At 66.3% G+C, this 15,455-nt stretch carries 15 protein-coding genes; 7 read left to right on the top strand and 8 right to left on the bottom strand.

Features of this window, described 5'->3' with window-relative positions:
• From gyrB to VGQ44_20575, 4 genes are all read right to left on the bottom strand, one after another.
• Positions 1–1,928, bottom strand: a 1,928-nt coding sequence (gene gyrB, locus VGQ44_20590; GenBank protein ID HEV8449235.1) for a DNA topoisomerase (ATP-hydrolyzing) subunit B, incomplete at its 3' end; no start/stop codon positions are given.
• A gap of 128 nt (positions 1,929–2,056) precedes the next feature.
• A complete protein-coding gene (locus VGQ44_20585; protein HEV8449234.1) occupies positions 2,057–2,434 on the bottom strand; it encodes a DUF721 domain-containing protein in 378 nt (125 codons plus the stop codon).
• A gap of 12 nt (positions 2,435–2,446) precedes the next feature.
• Positions 2,447–3,610: a DNA replication and repair protein RecF gene (gene recF / locus VGQ44_20580; GenBank protein ID HEV8449233.1), complete on the bottom strand. Its 1,164-nt coding sequence runs from the start codon at positions 3,608–3,610 to the stop codon at positions 2,447–2,449.
• Positions 3,607–4,386 (bottom strand): enoyl-CoA hydratase-related protein, encoded by a 780-nt coding sequence (locus tag VGQ44_20575; protein HEV8449232.1) that lies wholly within the window; start codon positions 4,384–4,386, stop codon positions 3,607–3,609. The genes recF and VGQ44_20575 overlap by 4 nt, the downstream gene beginning before the upstream one ends.
• A 61-nt stretch (positions 4,387–4,447) precedes the next feature.
• Between VGQ44_20575 and mtnA the strand changes: the two genes are divergently transcribed.
• Genes mtnA through VGQ44_20540 form a run of 7 tightly spaced genes read left to right on the top strand, consistent with a single transcriptional unit; the run spans position 4,448 to position 10,977 of the window.
• Entirely contained in the window at positions 4,448–5,476 is a 1,029-nt protein-coding gene (gene mtnA / locus VGQ44_20570) for an S-methyl-5-thioribose-1-phosphate isomerase (protein ID HEV8449231.1), read from the top strand.
• Complete coding sequence (gene glpK, locus VGQ44_20565) at positions 5,473–6,978, top strand: glycerol kinase GlpK (GenBank protein ID HEV8449230.1); 1,506 nt, start codon at positions 5,473–5,475, stop codon at positions 6,976–6,978. The genes mtnA and glpK overlap by 4 nt, the downstream gene beginning before the upstream one ends.
• Before the next feature lie 3 nt (positions 6,979–6,981).
• Positions 6,982–7,305: a hypothetical protein gene (locus VGQ44_20560; GenBank protein ID HEV8449229.1), complete on the top strand. Its 324-nt coding sequence runs from the start codon at positions 6,982–6,984 to the stop codon at positions 7,303–7,305.
• A 42-nt stretch (positions 7,306–7,347) separates the two neighbouring features.
• Positions 7,348–7,806, top strand: a complete 459-nt coding sequence (locus tag VGQ44_20555; GenBank protein HEV8449228.1) for a cytochrome c maturation protein CcmE — start codon at positions 7,348–7,350, stop codon at positions 7,804–7,806.
• Positions 7,803–9,833 carry a heme lyase CcmF/NrfE family subunit gene (locus VGQ44_20550; protein ID HEV8449227.1) on the top strand — a complete coding sequence of 677 codons (2,031 nt, stop codon included), beginning with the start codon at positions 7,803–7,805 and terminating at the stop codon, positions 9,831–9,833. Before VGQ44_20555 ends, VGQ44_20550 begins: the two co-directional genes overlap by 4 nt.
• On the top strand, positions 9,830–10,468 hold the full coding sequence (locus VGQ44_20545) for a cytochrome c-type biogenesis protein CcmH (protein HEV8449226.1): 639 nt from the start codon (positions 9,830–9,832) through the stop codon (positions 10,466–10,468). The genes VGQ44_20550 and VGQ44_20545 overlap by 4 nt, the downstream gene beginning before the upstream one ends.
• Positions 10,468–10,977 carry a zinc ribbon domain-containing protein gene (locus VGQ44_20540; protein HEV8449225.1) on the top strand — a complete coding sequence of 170 codons (510 nt, stop codon included), beginning with the start codon at positions 10,468–10,470 and terminating at the stop codon, positions 10,975–10,977. The genes VGQ44_20545 and VGQ44_20540 overlap by 1 nt, the downstream gene beginning before the upstream one ends.
• Position 10,978: 1 nt before the next feature.
• Here the strand turns inward: VGQ44_20540 and VGQ44_20535 are convergent, their stop codons facing one another.
• The 4 genes from VGQ44_20535 to VGQ44_20520 form a co-directional block, all read right to left on the bottom strand.
• On the bottom strand, positions 10,979–11,281 hold the full coding sequence (locus VGQ44_20535) for a hypothetical protein (protein HEV8449224.1): 303 nt from the start codon (positions 11,279–11,281) through the stop codon (positions 10,979–10,981).
• Positions 11,282–11,448: 167 nt separating this feature from the next.
• Positions 11,449–13,149, bottom strand: a complete 1,701-nt coding sequence (locus VGQ44_20530) for a hypothetical protein (GenBank protein HEV8449223.1) — start codon at positions 13,147–13,149, stop codon at positions 11,449–11,451.
• Complete coding sequence (locus tag VGQ44_20525) at positions 13,142–13,900, bottom strand: ABC transporter ATP-binding protein (GenBank protein HEV8449222.1); 759 nt, start codon at positions 13,898–13,900, stop codon at positions 13,142–13,144. Before VGQ44_20525 ends, VGQ44_20530 begins: the two co-directional genes overlap by 8 nt.
• The gene (locus tag VGQ44_20520) at positions 13,897–15,420 is read right to left on the bottom strand and encodes a transglutaminase-like domain-containing protein (protein ID HEV8449221.1); all 1,524 of its coding nucleotides are present in this window, start codon (positions 15,418–15,420) and stop codon (positions 13,897–13,899) included. Before VGQ44_20520 ends, VGQ44_20525 begins: the two co-directional genes overlap by 4 nt.
• Positions 15,421–15,455: the final 35 nt, after the last annotated feature.

Here is a 15,455-nt window from a genome sequence, read left to right as displayed (position 1 = left end):
ACGAACTGCGCGTTGTTCTCGATGAAGATGCGACGCGGCTCGACCTCGTCGCCCATCAGCGTCTCGAACAGCTGCGACGCGATCGTGGCTTCGTCGACCGACACCTTGAGCAGCGTGCGGCGCTCCGGATCCATCGTCGTGTTCCACAGCTGATCCGGGTTCATCTCGCCGAGGCCCTTGTAACGCTGGACGTTGAGGTTCGACTTACCGTCGCCGTTGCCGAGGCGCGTCGAGATCTCCTCGCGCTCCTGCTCGTCGTACGCGTAGTACTCTTCCTTCCCCTTGGCGACGCGGTAGAGCGGCGGCTGGGCGATGTAGACGTACCCGGCCTCGATCAGTTCCGGCATTTGGCGGAAGAAGAACGTCAGCAGCAGCGTGCGAATGTGCGCGCCGTCGACGTCGGCATCCGTCATGATGATGATCTTGTGATAGCGCGCGTTGTCGAGCTCGAACTCCTCCTTGATGCCGCTGCCGATCGCCGTGATGATCGTGCGGATTTCCTCGTTCGACAGGACCTTGTCGATGCGCGCCTTCTCGACGTTGATGATCTTGCCGCGCAGCGGCAGGATCGCCTGGAACTCGCGCTTGCGGCCCTGCTTGGCCGAGCCGCCGGCCGAGTCGCCCTCGACGAGATAGAGCTCGCAGAGCGCGGGATCGGTGAGCGAGCAGTCGGCCAGCTTGCCGGGAAGGTTGCCGACGTCGAGCGCCGACTTGCGCCGCGTGAGGTCGCGCGCCTTGCGGGCCGCTTCACGCGCGCGCGCCGCCGACACCGCTTTCTCGACGACGATGTTCGCCGTGCGCGGATGCTCGTCGAGGTAGGCCGCGAGCCACTCGTTGACGAGCGTCTTGACCGCCGACTCGACTTCGGAGTTGCCGAGCTTCGTCTTCGTCTGCCCCTCGAACTGCGGTTCGCGCACCTTGACCGAGAGGACGGCCGTGAGGCCTTCACGCACGTCGTCGCCGGAGAGCGTGAAGTCCGCCTTCTTCAGGAAGTTGCCTTTCTGCGCGTAGTTGTTGATCACGCGCGTGAGCGCCGCCTTGAAGCCGGTCAGGTGCGTGCCCCCTTCGTGCGTGTTGATGTTGTTGACGAAGGAGAAGACGTTCTCGTTGTAGCCGTCGTTGTACTGCATGGCCAGCTCGATGCCGACGTCGTCGCGCGTCGTCTCGACATAGATCACTTCCTGGTGCAACGCCCTGCGCTGCGCGTTGAGGTGCTGCACGAACTCCTTGAGCCCGCCCTTGGCGTGGAAGGTGTCGGCCTTCTCCTGTCCCGGACGCTCGTCCGTGAGCGTGATCATCACGCCCTTGTTGAGGAACGACAGCTCGCGAAGACGCATCGCCAGCGTGTCGTAGCGGTAGATGAGATCCGTGAAGATCTGCGCGTCGGGCTTGAACCAGGTCTTGGTGCCCGTCTCGTTCTTCGGCACGTCGCGCAGCGCCTTGAGCTTGGTCGTCGTCTTGCCGCGGGCGAAGTCCATGTAGTGCTCTTTGCCGGCGCGCTTCACCCACACTTTCACGTTTTCCGACAGCGCGTTGACGACGGATACCCCGACGCCGTGAAGACCGCCCGACACCTTGTACGTGTTCTTGTCGAACTTGCCGCCGGCGTGCAGCACCGTCATCGCCAGCTCGAGTCCAGGGATTTTCTCCGTCGGATGGACATCGACGGGAATGCCCCGGCCGTTGTCCTCGACCGTGATCGAGTTGTCAGCGTGAATCGCGACGCGGATGTCGTCCGCGTATCCGACGAGCGCTTCGTCGATCGAGTTGTCGACGACCTCGTAGACGAGATGGTGCAGCCCGCGCTCCGACGTCGAGCCGATGTACATGCCGGGGCGCTTCCGCACCGCGTCGAGACCTTTGAGTACTTGGATTTGGCCCGCGTCGTACTTCGCGCCGGCCGAATCGATCTCGCCTCTTGTGCCCATGATTCCCCTGGAAAAAGCGCCCCGTACAAATACCGAAGATCGGCCCGAGCCCAACCTGTAAAAAATAGCTGCGATCGGCCATCGGCGCAACGGGCTTCGAGCCAGCCAACCTTTTGATTCGCAACGCGTTATCGGGCCTTGTCAACCGGACCCAGCATCCAGCGAATCCGGCGCACCGGCGGCCGATCCCGGTTCGCGTTCAGCGACCGCAACAGCTCCGGCTCGAGCATCGACAACTCGTTCATCCACGCGTTTGTCGTCACTCGCACGAAGAGCGTTCCATTCACCGTGATCGACTCCGGCGTCGTCACCTTTGCGATCTGGGCTCCGACCAACGACGCCCATTCCGGAATGATCGCCGCCTGCTTCACGCGATCGGCCAGCCCTCGTTGGCCGAGCACGCCGGCGATGATGGACCCGACCGTTTCCGGGCGCTTTTTCTTTCCGTCGCCGCTGCCCGCGCCGCGCCCGCCGCGCCCGCCGCGCCCGCCGCCCCGATTGCTCATGAGCTCACCTTCTCACGCGGCGCCCGTATGCGTCAATACGCCGCCCGCGATCCGAAAGCGCTCGAGGCGCGTGAGCTCAGCCGGAATGTCGCTGTCGCGCGGCACCGCGAGCACGGTTTGGCCACCCGCACCCCCTCCAGCCCCGCCCATGCCTTCGCGCTCCAACAACGACAGAATTCGGGCCGACCGGCGGGCGTCCAACTCGGCGAACGGGTCGTCGAGCAGGAACATCGGCGCGAATCCTCGCCGTTCCGTCACCGTGGCCGCTTCGAGCATGCGCAGCGCGATCGCCGCCGTGCGCTGTTGTCCCGCCGATCCGAACACGCGGAGATCTCGCCCCTCGAGCGTGACGACCAGATCGTCGCGATGCGGGCCCACGTGCGTGAGTCCTCGCCGCAGATCCGACGCCCGCTTTTCCTCGAGCGCGCGAGCCAGCGCGAAGCGCGGATCATCCGCCGCCGCGAGCGCGCTCGCGTAGCGCATCCGAACCCGGCCTCCCTCGCCGATTTCCCGACAAACCTCCTCGAGCCGGTCCTCCATCGACGCCACCCACGACCGTCGCTGGCGCCACAGGGCCGCGCCGTATTCGGCGAGGGCCGGCTCCCACACGCCAATGGCGTCGGCGTCTCTCCCGCCGGTCAGCATCGCCGAGCGCAACGCGGCGTTTCGGCGCAGGAGGGCCGCGCGGTACTGCTGCAGCGCGACCAGATACGAATGATTCGTGACCGCCAGCATCACGTCGAGAAAACGGCGTCGCTCGGCGGGGGAGCCGGTGACCAGCGAAACGTCGTCCGGCGCGAACATGACCGACGGAAGCGCGCCGAGTGCATCGCTCAACCGCTCGGGCACGGCGCCGTCGAGACGCGCACGCTTTCGGTGGCCGGCGCGCTCGAAGCCCACCGAGACCTCGTGACAGCTGCCGTCCGTGTCGACGTGCGCCGCGATGTGAAACGCGTCGGCGCCGAAGCGCACCACATCCGCGTCGCGAGCGCCGCGCGACGATCGCAACAGCTGCAAGTAGTGAATCGCCTCGAGGAGATTCGTCTTTCCCTGGCCGTTCTCGCCCACCACGACCCAACCCGCACTCGGCGGGGCCAGCTCGACATGCGCGAGATTTCTGAAATCGCGAACGACGAGGCGTGCGAGTCGAGCCGCCCCCCCCCGCTCGGCGTTCACGCGCCGCTGAACTTCGCGGCCCGCTTCTCGAGGAACGCGCGCGTCCCCTCGCGCTTGTCGTCCGTCACGCCCAGTTCCCCGAATGCCGACGCCTCGAGCGCGAGCGCGGCATCGAGCGAAGAGTCCGCGCCGTCGTTGACTACGTTCACGCACGCCGCGAGCGCGAGCGGCGCATTGGTCAGCATCGCCCGCATCATCGCGTTCGCGGCCGGGAGCAGCTCGTCCGCGGCGACCACACGGTTCACGAGACCAATGCGAAGCGCTTCCTGCGCGTCGATCATCTCGCCGGTGAGCAGCAGTTGTAGCGCGCGGCCTTTGCCGACGAGGCGCGGAAGACGCTGCGTGCCGCCATACCCCGGGATGAGGCCGAGCTTCACCTCGGGCTGTCCGAATTTCGCGTTCTCCGACGCGATGCGAACGTGACACGCCATGGCGAGCTCGCAGCCGCCGCCGAGGGCGAAACCATTCACGGCGGCGATGGTCGGCTTCGGCGACGTCTCGAAACGGTTGAATACGGACTGGCCGCGCTTCGCCAGTGCCTCGGCCGAGCCGCCGGCGACCTGCTCGAGCTCCGAGATGTCCGCTCCGGCGACGAACGCGCGGCCGGCCCCGGTGAGAACGATCCCGCCCACGTCACGATCGCCGCGCAGCGCATCGATCGCGTCGCCCAGCTCGGAGATGACTTTGTTGTTCAGCGCGTTGAGTTTGTCCGGCCGGTTGACGGTGACCATCGCGATCCGGTCCGCGACGTTGAGCGTGATCGTCTCGTAAGACATGGCGCGGAATCTAAAGGAAACCGGTTACGCCGGCCGCACGGCGAACCTACGTTTTTGGACCATGCAACCGATCGAGGCCGTGACGTGGGCGGACGATGGCGACGGTGTTCGCATCCTCGACCAGCGCCTTCTTCCGGAACGCGAAGTGTATCGCGTGCTGCGGTCGGTCGACGAGGTGTGCGAGGCGATCAATACGCTCGCGGTTCGGGGTGCGCCCGCGATCGGCATCGCCGCGGCGATGGGGCTGGCGATGTCCATTCCGGCCGGGGCGCGTGGTGACGTCGGGCTGGTTCTCGCCGACGCCGACGGGCGGCTTCGAGGAACGCGGCCAACGGCGGTGAACCTGGCGCGGGCGCTCGACCGTGTGATGCAGGCTGGTCTGCGCCACCGCGACGACGGTGCAGCGATGCGTGACACCCTCCGTGACGAAGCGACCAAGATCCTCGACGAGGACCGCGCCATGTGCCGGCGCATCGGCGAACACGGCGCGACGCTCATGGCGGACGGTGCACGCGTGCTCACGCACTGCAACACAGGCGCGCTCGCGACCGGCGGAATCGGGACGGCGCTCGCCGCGGTGTACGTCGCGGTCGAGTCCGGGAAGCGCATCGAAGTCTACGCCGACGAGACGCGCCCGCTGCTCCAAGGCAGCCGTCTCACGGCGTGGGAGCTTCAGCGCGCGGGCGTTCCCGTCACGGTGCTCGCCGACGGTGCGGCGGCCTCGCTGCTGCGCGACGGCGAGGTGGACCTCTGCATCGTCGGGGCGGATCGCATCGCGACGAACGGCGACGTCGCGAACAAGGTAGGAACATATCCGCTGGCGATCGCCGCCTGCCGCCATTCCGTGCCATTCTACGTCGCGGCGCCGAGCAGCACGTTCGATCCGATGACTCCGCGCGGCGACGAGATTCTCATCGAGCAACGATCGGCCGACGAGCTGCGCCGCGTTTTGGGCGCGCAAACGGCACCGGTGAACGTGCCCGTCTACAACCCGGCCTTCGACGTCACGCCAGCGGAGCTCATCTCGGCCATCGTCAGCGACCGCGGGGTCCACCGGCCGCCGTACGATTTCTCTCTGAGCGCTCCGTGAAGCACGTGCTCGCGATCGACGCCGGCACCACGGGCGTCACTTGCCTTGTCATCGGCGCGGACGGCAAGGTGGCCGGCCGCGGCTATCGCGAAGTGCCGCAGTATTTCCCGGCGGCTGGTTTCGTGGAGCACGACGCGAACGAGATTCTCGAATGCGTCCAAGCAGCGGCGCGTGACGCCGTCGATGCGGCGGCGGTTCGGCCCGATGCGATAGGCATCACGAACCAACGCGAGACGGTCGTGATCTGGGAGCGCGACTCGGGGCGTCCGGTGCATCGTGCCATCGTGTGGCAGGACCGACGCACGGCGGCGCGATGCCGCGAGCTGGCCCCTCGCGCCGACTGGATCATGCAGCACACGGGCCTGGTGCCGGACCCCTACTTCTCGGCCACGAAGATCGAGTGGCTTCTCGATCACGAGCGGTTGCTCGACCGCTATCGCCTTGGCGATTTGGCGGTCGGCACGATCGACAGCTGGCTCATCTCGCGGCTGACGGGAGGCGCCGTTCACGCGACCGATCCGACGAACGCGTCGCGGACGATGCTGTTCGACATCGATTCGAGAGCGTGGAACGACGACTTGTGCGCGATCTTCGGTGTGCCGAGAGAGGCGCTGCCGCAAGTGCGACCGTCATCCGGCGACTTTGGTCTCGCCACGCGCGAGGGACTCGGAATCGAAGCGCCCATTCTTGGCGTCGCGGGCGATCAACAGGCCGCGCTCTTCGGCCAGGGTTGCACCGAGCGCGGCAGCGGCAAGAACACGTACGGCACCGGCGCCTTTCTGCTGCTCAACGCGGGAACCGAGCGCCCGGAGGGCGGGCGCGGTGGTCTCCTCACTACGATCGCCTGCGACGCGCGGGGCCTTCCGGTGTACGCGCTCGAGGCGGCGATCTTCATCGCGGGAGCGGCGATTCAGTGGCTGCGCGACGGACTCGGCGTGATTCGTGACGCGCGCGAGACGGAGACGCTGGCGCGTTCCGTCGACTCGACGGAAGGCGTGTACTTCGTTCCGGCGCTGACCGGTCTCGGCGCGCCGCACTGGGAGTCCGAGGCACGAGGCACGATCGTGGGTCTCACGCGCGGCACGACGCGCGCCCACCTGGCACGCGCCGCGCTCGAGGCAATGGCGTACAGCACGGCGGAGGTGCTGGCCGAGATGCATCATGCGAGCGGCGGAACAGCCGACTTCTCGCGGCTTCGCGTGGACGGTGGCGCAACGATGAACGATTGGTTGATGCAATTCCAGGCGGACGTGCTCGGCGTTCCTGTGGAGCGGCCGGACATGGTGGAGACGACTGCGCTCGGGGCCGCTGGTTTGGCGGGGATCGCCGCCGGCGTTTGGAACGGCGTCGACGAGTTTCTGGCGACGCGGCGCTTCACGATCTTCACGCCTCGGATGTCTCAGGCCGAAGTGAATCACCGTGTGGGCGGTTGGGAGCGCGCGGTGCGGACGGCGATCGCGTGGGCGCACGACGACATGGATCGGAAACGAGGAGGCGACTGAGTCATGCGTGGTTTGCTTCTAGTGTTCACGCTGCATCGCGGTCCGAACCAGGCCGGCGGGGCGGCCGACCGCTGGTTCGGTTCCGACAAGGTGAAGCACTTCTTCATGGCGGCCTTCGTCGAGAGTGGAACGTTCAGCGCCCTGCGGCTTACCGGGATGCACCGGACGCCGGCGCTGAATACGTCGATCGGCGTCGCGGCGGGGGTGAGCGTCGGGAAGGAGGTCTACGACCGCTATTCCGGCGGCGATCCGAGCTTCAAGGACCTGACCTGGGATGGCTTCGGCATGGCCGCGGCCGGCGTCTTGCTGCACCAAACCAAGCCGTGATCCGGCGACTATATTGAAGGCCTCGGCACCGATGCATTCACGATGAAGCCACGCACGAAATTCCTGATCGGCGGCGCGATCGTTCTCGGAACCGCCGGCTACCTGATGGCGAGCTCGATCCGTTCGACGGGCGTTTACTATCTGACGCCCACCGAGCTGTCCGCCAAACTCAAGTCTGATCCCACGTTCACCGAAGTCGGCGTGAAGGTGGGGGCGCGCGTCGTTCCCGGATCCGTGCAGCGCGCGGCGGGCGGGAAAGAGTATGCGTTCCGAGTGACCGACGGCAGCCAGACCATCCCCGTCGTCTACCGCGGCATCGCGCCGGACACGTTCACCGACAGCGTGGACGTCGTCGTGGGCGGCAGGATGGGCACCGACGGCACCTTCCACGCGACGGAGCTGCTCGCCAAGTGCGCATCTCGCTACGAGAACGCGCCGGAGAAGTATCGGGCGACTCCGGGTTACAAGGCGGCCCAGCCGAAAACGGCCGGACGCGCGTGATTCTGATCGGCGAGCTGTCGTTGTGGGTCGCGCTGCTCATGGCGGCGTGGTCGACGACTGTCTCGTTCGCCGGTGGTGCGACGCGGCGCGCTGATCTCACCGACAGCGGCGTCCGCGGTCTGTATGCGACGTTCGCGATGATCGTGCTGGCGTCGATCGGACTCTGGACTGCTCTGCTCACGAAAGACTTCTCACGTGAATACGTCGCGGGGCACATCAGCTCCACGATGCCGAGCGTGTACATCTTCACGGCGTTCTGGAGCGGCCAGGCGGGGTCGCTCCTTTTCTGGTCGCTGATTCTATCGATGTACGGCACGGTCGCGATCGCGACGAGCCGCCGCCGGAACGCCGAGCTGACCCCATGGGCGACGGGGACGATTTCGGCGATCCTCCTGTTCTTCGTCGCGACGACCTGCTTCAAGGCGAACCCGTTCACGCGCCTCGATTTCATTCCGCTCGACGGCCGCGGGATGAATCCGCAGCTGCAGAACCCCGGAATGGCGATCCATCCCCCGAACCTCTACCTCGGGTACGTGGCGACGGCCATTCCATTCGCCTTCGCGATCGCGGCGCTCTTCTCGCGCCGGCTCGATGCGGAGTGGTTGGGCATCGTCCGCCGCTGGACGCTCCTGTCCTGGTTCTTCCTGACCATCGGCATCGTGCTCGGCATGTGGTGGGCGTACGTCGAGCTCGGGTGGGGTGGATATTGGGCGTGGGATCCTGTCGAGAACGCGTCGTTCCTGCCGTGGCTCACGAATACGGCGTTCCTGCATTCGATCATGATCCAGGAAAAGCGCGGCATGCTGCGCAAATGGAATGTCGTCCTGGTCGTGATGAGTTTCTTGCTGGCGATTTTCGGCACGACCATGACGCGAAGCGGCGTGATCGAGAGCGTGCACTCGTTCGCGCAGTCGCCCGTCGGTCCGTGGTTCTTGACGTTCTTCGCGCTATCGGCGGGCGTCACGATCTATCTGGTCGCGACTCGACTCCGCGACCTGGAGGCCAAGGCCGAGCTCGAGAGCATGGTCAGCCGCGAGGCGGCGTTCCTCTACAACAACCTGCTCCTCGTCGGGATCGCATTCGCGATTTTTTGGGGAACGGTTTTCCCGGTGCTCTCCGAGTGGGTGACGCAGAACAAGATCACCGTCGGCCCGCCGTTCTTTAACGCGGTCAACGTACCGCTTGGTCTGTTGCTGCTCGCGCTCACGGGGATCGGTCCGCTGATCGCGTGGCGCAAGGCGTCGGTGTCGAATCTCAAGCGGCAGTTCGCGACGCCGACCTCGGTCGGCCTGATCACCGGCGCCTTGCTGTTCGCGCTCGGAATGCGCGCGCCCAACGTGCTGGTCGCCTACATCCTGTGCGGTTTCGTGATGGGCACGATCGTGCAGGAGTTCTACAAGGGAATGCGGGCGCGCCAAACGATTCACGGCGAATCGGTGGTCACGGCGTTCAATCACCTCGTCGCGCGGAACCGGCGCCGATACGGCGGCTACATCGTGCACGCCGGCATCGTGATGCTGTTCGCGGCGTTCGCCGGACTCGCGTTCAAGAGCGAGAACGACGTCACGCTGAAGACCGGCGAGGCGTACGAGACCAGCGACCCCTATGGTCACAAGTGGCGCTTCGTGAGCCAGGGCGTATCCACGTCGGAGCCGCGCGACGCCCAGGTGATCGGCGTCGGACTCGACACGTACCGCGACGGGAAGCGGGTCGGCGTCATCCGAAGCGAGAAGCGCGCGTACCACGACGCCCAGGGAAATCCGCTCTTCAATCCGATCACCGCCGTTGGCATTCGCACGACGCCGGCGCTGGACACCTACGTCACGCTGGCCGGCGTTCGCGACGCGAATACCGCGGAGCTGCGCATCACGTTCAACCCGCTCGTCGTCTGGGTGTGGACCGGCGGATTCGTGATGATGATCGGCGGCCTGATCGTGATGTGGCCGCAAGCCGAGCGCCGGCGCGCGCAGGCGGGGTACGTGGCCGTGATGCCGCCCGCGACGGCCGGAGTTCCGGTCGGCACATGACCGACGAGATGGCGAAGAGCGTTTCGCGCCGCGCGTTCCTCGCCGGCGCGGGAGCCGGGTTCGGTTCGATGGTCGTGGCGGCGCGCGCGGTCGCGCAGCAGCAGAATCCTCGCGCGACGCACGATTCGTCGCTCGTGCGCGACACGACCAACTTCGGCGTGATGGACATGGCGGTGAAGCCCGTGCGGCTTCCACCAAAGCCGAACGCGGTGAAGCAGCTCACGAACGCGCAGCGCGACGCGCTCGAGCACCAGCTGCATTGTCAGTGCGGCGGCTGCACGCTCGACGTGTTCACCTGTCGCACGACGGACTTCACGTGCCAGGTATCGCCCGCGATGCACCGCGACGTGATGGGGCTCGTCGAGGGCGGCTACAGCGCGCAAGAGATCATCGACGCGTTCGTGGCGTCGTACGGTGAGCGCGTGCTGATGGCGCCGACGCGATCGGGCTTCAACATCCTCGCGTGGGTCTCGCCGGGAATCGCCGTGCTGGCCGCGGGCGCGTTCATCCTCGCGTTCCTCAAGCGGTCGCAGTCGGCGAAGACCGCGCCGCTCGGGCCCGCGGCGAAGGGGGTCGACGCGACGGACGACGAGCTCGCGCGCCTCGAGGCGGCGATTCGGCGGGACCGCGAGTAGTGGTCGCGCTCGTCGTCGGGACGTTGCTCGCGCTTGGCGCGCTCGCGTTCGTGCTGTATCCCGTGTTCTTCGGGACCAGGAACCCGGCGCCGGTACCGACGGTTGCCAAGCGAGCGCGCGCCGCCGACAACGACGAGTCGTCCGCGGTGGCCGCATTGCGCGAGCTCGAGTTCGACCGCGCGACCGGCAAGCTCTCCGACGCCGACTATGCTGAGCTCAAGGCGCGGTACACCAAGTCCGCGATCGCGGCGATGCGGGCCGCGGGACCGGGCGGCGAGACCGTTGGACGCACGATCCGTCCGACCGACGCCGAGGTCGAGGCGATCGTGCTGACGCAGCGCCAGCGTCTGGCCGGCTGCCCGGCGTGCGGGCCGCGCCCCGAATCCGACGCGGTCTACTGCTCGAACTGCGGCAGGTACCTAAACGACAGGTGCGCCACGTGTGGCGCACCTGTCGTCGCGCTCGAGGCGCGATACTGCAACACCTGCGGACACCGCCTAGCAGCCTGAGTTACGGCTTCTTGGCGGTCGTGTCTTTCTTCGCCGGAGCCGACTTCTTCTTCGGAGCCGTCGCGGGGGCCGCCGCAGCCTTGCTCGTGTCCTTCGCGGCCGCCTTGTGCGTGCTGGCGCGCTTCTTCGGCGCCTTCTTGGTCGTGTCGGCCGGCGCAGCCGCGGCCGGGGCACCGGCGGGCTTCACCGTCGCCGCGGCGGCGGGCTTCGCCTTCTTGGTCGTGTCCTGCTTCGTCGCCGCCTGGGCGTGCAGCGTGCCGGCAACAAAGAGCGCCGCGACAGCCGCGAGTGCATAACGCTTCATTTCGAACTTCCTCCGAGGGTGGGTTGAACCCATGGGTTGCCCACTCCAACCGATATGGGGAGCGAGCCTAGGTGACGTTCCAGCGGATTTCCGAAAGACGTTTCGGGCATCCGGCATGAACGACCCGGCAATCTCCCGGGTCGTCACATTGGCTTCACGAACAGTGCTTAGCGCTCGAGGCGCTCGAGTCGTCGCAGTGCGACGGTGACCGGAATCACAGTGGCGGCGGCGCACACGGCGCCCGCGAGCCCGAAGCCGGCGACCATCTCGAAGAGGTCACTCGTCGTGTCGAACGCCCTCGACCCGAGATACGTGTAGACCGGCTTCGCCTCGAGAACCACCACGATGCCGATCAACGCGATGGCGCTCATCATGAACACCAAGCCGCCGAACGACGTTGGAATCTGCGCGGCATTTTCCGTCTCGAAGCGCGGGAAGAGCGTTCCCATTCCTATCGCCAGCCCCGCGATGGCCAGGGTCATGAACGCGATCGTCAGCGTCGAAACCACGAACATGAACACCGAAACCTGCATCAAATAATCGGTGACCCCGACGATCAGCAGCGCGAGCGCCAGCAAGGGCAACGTCCCGACCCAGAACTTGGACCAGAGCAGGTTGCGCATCGAAAGGGGGCTCGATCGCAGCAGCCACCACGTTCTCCCTTCGAGGCTCACGCCGGGGAAGATGAAGCGCGCCGCGACCGAGGCGAGCACGAAGCCCGCCAAGACCAGATTGAGGAACGGCACCACGTTCGCCAAGAAGAACGAGACGCCCTGCCCACCGATCGGCAGGAACTTGATGTTGAAGACATAGACGAGCACGAGCACGGCCAGCAGAATCAGCTGCGACCATTGTGTGGTGTCGCGGAAGAAGAGCTTCACCTCTTTGAGCACCAACTCACGGCGGACGATCCCGAATGGCGTCAGCAGAGCCTGACCGATGCGGCTCATCGGGCCGCTCGGTGCCCATCGCTGCGCGCTCTCCTGCGCCTTGCTGAAACCGATCGGGTAGAGCCAGCGGTGCAGCAGCGCCCCCAGTACCACGGCCGCCGCGGCCGTCGACCAGAGGAGGTAATACGGCAGGAGCTGAGGCCGCACGTTGAGCCACGACATCACGGCGCGCTGCACCCACTCGCTCGGCAGGAATGGCGAAGTCGGACCGCGAAGAAGGGTGACGAATTCCACCAGCGACTTGAAGCCTTCCGGCCGAGCGAGCCGCTCGGGGCGCAAAAGCCGGAAGAGAACGACCAGCCCGCCCGCCGCGAGCACCGCGATGACGCTCAGGATGTCGCGCGCGCGCCGCGCCGGGAATACCGTGACCAGGAGCAGCGTGATCGCGCTGCCGATCACCGTCGGGATGACGAGGAAGGGGACGAACGTCACGAGCACGATCAGCGGGAACACCGGCCCGCCTTTGAACACCACCCCGTACGCGGCGAACATCGGAATGGCGAGGAGCAGTACCATCCAACTCGAGTTCACGAGCGTCTCGATGACCTTCGCGACGTAGAACTTGAGCCAATCGACCGGTGCCGACGCCAAGAGGTCGAGATCTCGCGCCAGGAAAAAGCTCGACAGCGAGGTGATGACGTTGGACAGGAGCAAGATCGAGAAGAACCCGGCGAGGATCAGGCCGAGCACCTTGCCGGCGATGAGCGTTCCGATCTCCGGCTGCTTCTGCAGATAGCTGAGCAGCCGGTAGAGCATCAGGTAGATGAACGTCCAGAACACGAACCCGAAGACCAGCAGGAAGATCGTGCGCGCTCGGCGTCCCGACTCGCGGTGCGCGCGGGCGGTGAGCCACTTGGGGCTCAGCAGGTGCGCCGTCGATGGATCCGGCAGCGACGGAGCCGCCGCCTGCTCAGGCATCGAGGACATCGACCAGCGCGCGGGCGGCGTTCTCGCCGGTGAGGCGCAGGAAGATCTGCTCGAGCCCGTCCATGCCCGACTCGGCGTGCGCGCGCAAATCATCCATCGTTCCGCAGGCGCGGATCACGCCGCCCTGAATGATGCCGATGCGGTCGCACATCGCCTCGGCGACTTCGAGCGTGTGCGTCGACATCATGATGGTGTGGCCGCGCCGCGTGTATTCCTTGAACAGATCCTTGAGAATGCGCGCCGCCTTCGGGTCGAGGCCGACCATCGGCTCGTCGACGACGATGACTTCCGGGCGGTGCACGAACGCGCTCGCGATGATCAGCTTCTGCCGCATGCCGTGGCTGTAGCTCTCGACCATCTCGTCGCGCCAGGCCTCGAGGTCGAACAGCGCGAGCAGCTCGCGGCCGCGGTGCTCGATCTCGGGGCCTTGCTGGTCGTATAGACCGGCGACGAAGCGCAGGAACTCGCCGCCGGTCAGCTTTTCATAAATGAACGGGCGGTCAGGAATGAATCCGAGCCTCGACTTCGCCGCGACCGGGCTGGCCACGACGTCGATGCCGCCAACTTCCGCCTTGCCGCTCGTCGGGCGAAGGATGCCGGCGATCATGCGCAGCGTCGTCGTCTTGCCGGCGCCGTTCGGCCCGAGAAATCCGAACAGTTCTCCCTTCGGCACCTCGAGGTTGATGCCGTTGACCGCGGTGAACGCTCCGTACCGCTTCGTGAGATTGGTCAGCTTGATCATCGGTGGGTCGTCTCACTCTTGCGTGGAGTTTCCTTCACCGACACGACGTTCACGTCGAGCCCGGCCCAGCGGCGAATCAAATCCGTCCGAAGCGCCAACCCCTGCATCAGCCGGATGTGCGCGGCGTCGGCCGGCGCCTGACCAAGCATAGGATCGACAGGAACCCAGTCCTTCAGCAGCACCTCGGCCCAGGCGTGGTAATAGAACTTCCCGTCCACGTACAAGAGACCCGTTACAGGGCGAGCCGTGAGGCCACGTGCGCGCGCTAGAGCGACGAAAAGCTGGGTGAGTTCGTTACAATCCCCGGCCCTCGTGAGGAGGACGTGCTGGGGCGTCGACATCTCGAACGACACGTGGGGCCGAATGGAGTCGCGCACCCACGCAATGAGTCGTTTCGTGACGACCTCGGGCTCGATGCTTCCGCGCGTGATCGTCGCCGCGAGCGGCGCGAGTCCGATCTTGGAGGGCGGACCCAGTGTGGTCGCCACGGAGAGCACGTTTTCGTCGGCGGTCGACGCGAAAATCGTGTCGTGGGACGCCCGCTGTCCCGCGCCCGTGAGCCGCAGCCGGAGCTTGGGATCGACGTTGTCGAGACGAACGACCAGCGAGTCGATCCGTCTGTCGCCTTTCGGAGTCTTTCCCGCGGCGATCACCGTTGTGCCGATCACGTGGCTCGCGTCGGACGCGTGCGCCAGCGGATCGTTCTGCCAGTTTCGAAACGCCAATTCGTAGGGCTGCCGGCGAAGCTCGATCCCCAACTGCGACGTCGCGACGATGCGTCCCTGCTCGTCGATCCATCCGGAAAAGCCGATGTCGACTCCGGAGTCGGGTATGACTTGCCACGCGCGCACCGTGTCGGGATGCGCACCGCGCCAGATCGCGGGCGTCACCGTCGTGTCGAGCACCGCGCTGTCCGTCAGGATGAAGAGCGACTCGGCGCGAATCGAATAGCCGACGCTGCGCGACGCTCTCGCCGCCGGGTCGAAAACGGGCAACACGTATCGCTTGCCGATGGACGGTTTCTCAGCCAGGCCGACCACGAGCGGAACGAGCGTCGGCAGGAGGAGCGGCTCGGTGATCGCAATCCGCGTCGTATCCGACGTGGGCGACGTCGTCGAATGAACGAAGAGGACCGAGTCCCCGTCGACGCGGCCGGTCATGTCGGTGCGCGCGCTGTCGGTCTCGAGCGAGAGCTCGAACCGCGACAGCCGCAGAGCGCGGGACAGTGTCACGTTCGTCCGCGAAGTGGCGCGCCGCATCGTCAATCCGGAGGGCAGCTCGACGACGAAATAGTCATTCTCCGAGACCGACGTGTTGGCTGTATCGATTGTAGACGACGCGAAGCCGACCTGGCGGCCGCCGTGCATCGCCGCGTAGTACATCGTGGCTGGGGCAACGCGGGTCGCCGCCTCGGCGAGCCGCTCGAGGCGCGGACGGAAGTACTCGTGCTGTACGAGCACGCCGACGCCACCGCTCCATGCGGCGATGATCGCGATGCCGGCAATCGTCCTGCGTTTCACGAGGGGAGGGATCTCGGGGGCTTGGTTCGCGCTGC

This window comes from Gemmatimonadaceae bacterium, from assembly GCA_036003045.1.
GTDB lineage: Bacteria > Gemmatimonadota > Gemmatimonadetes > Gemmatimonadales > Gemmatimonadaceae > JAQBQB01.
This window is presented reverse-complemented; position numbering and strand designations above follow the sequence as displayed.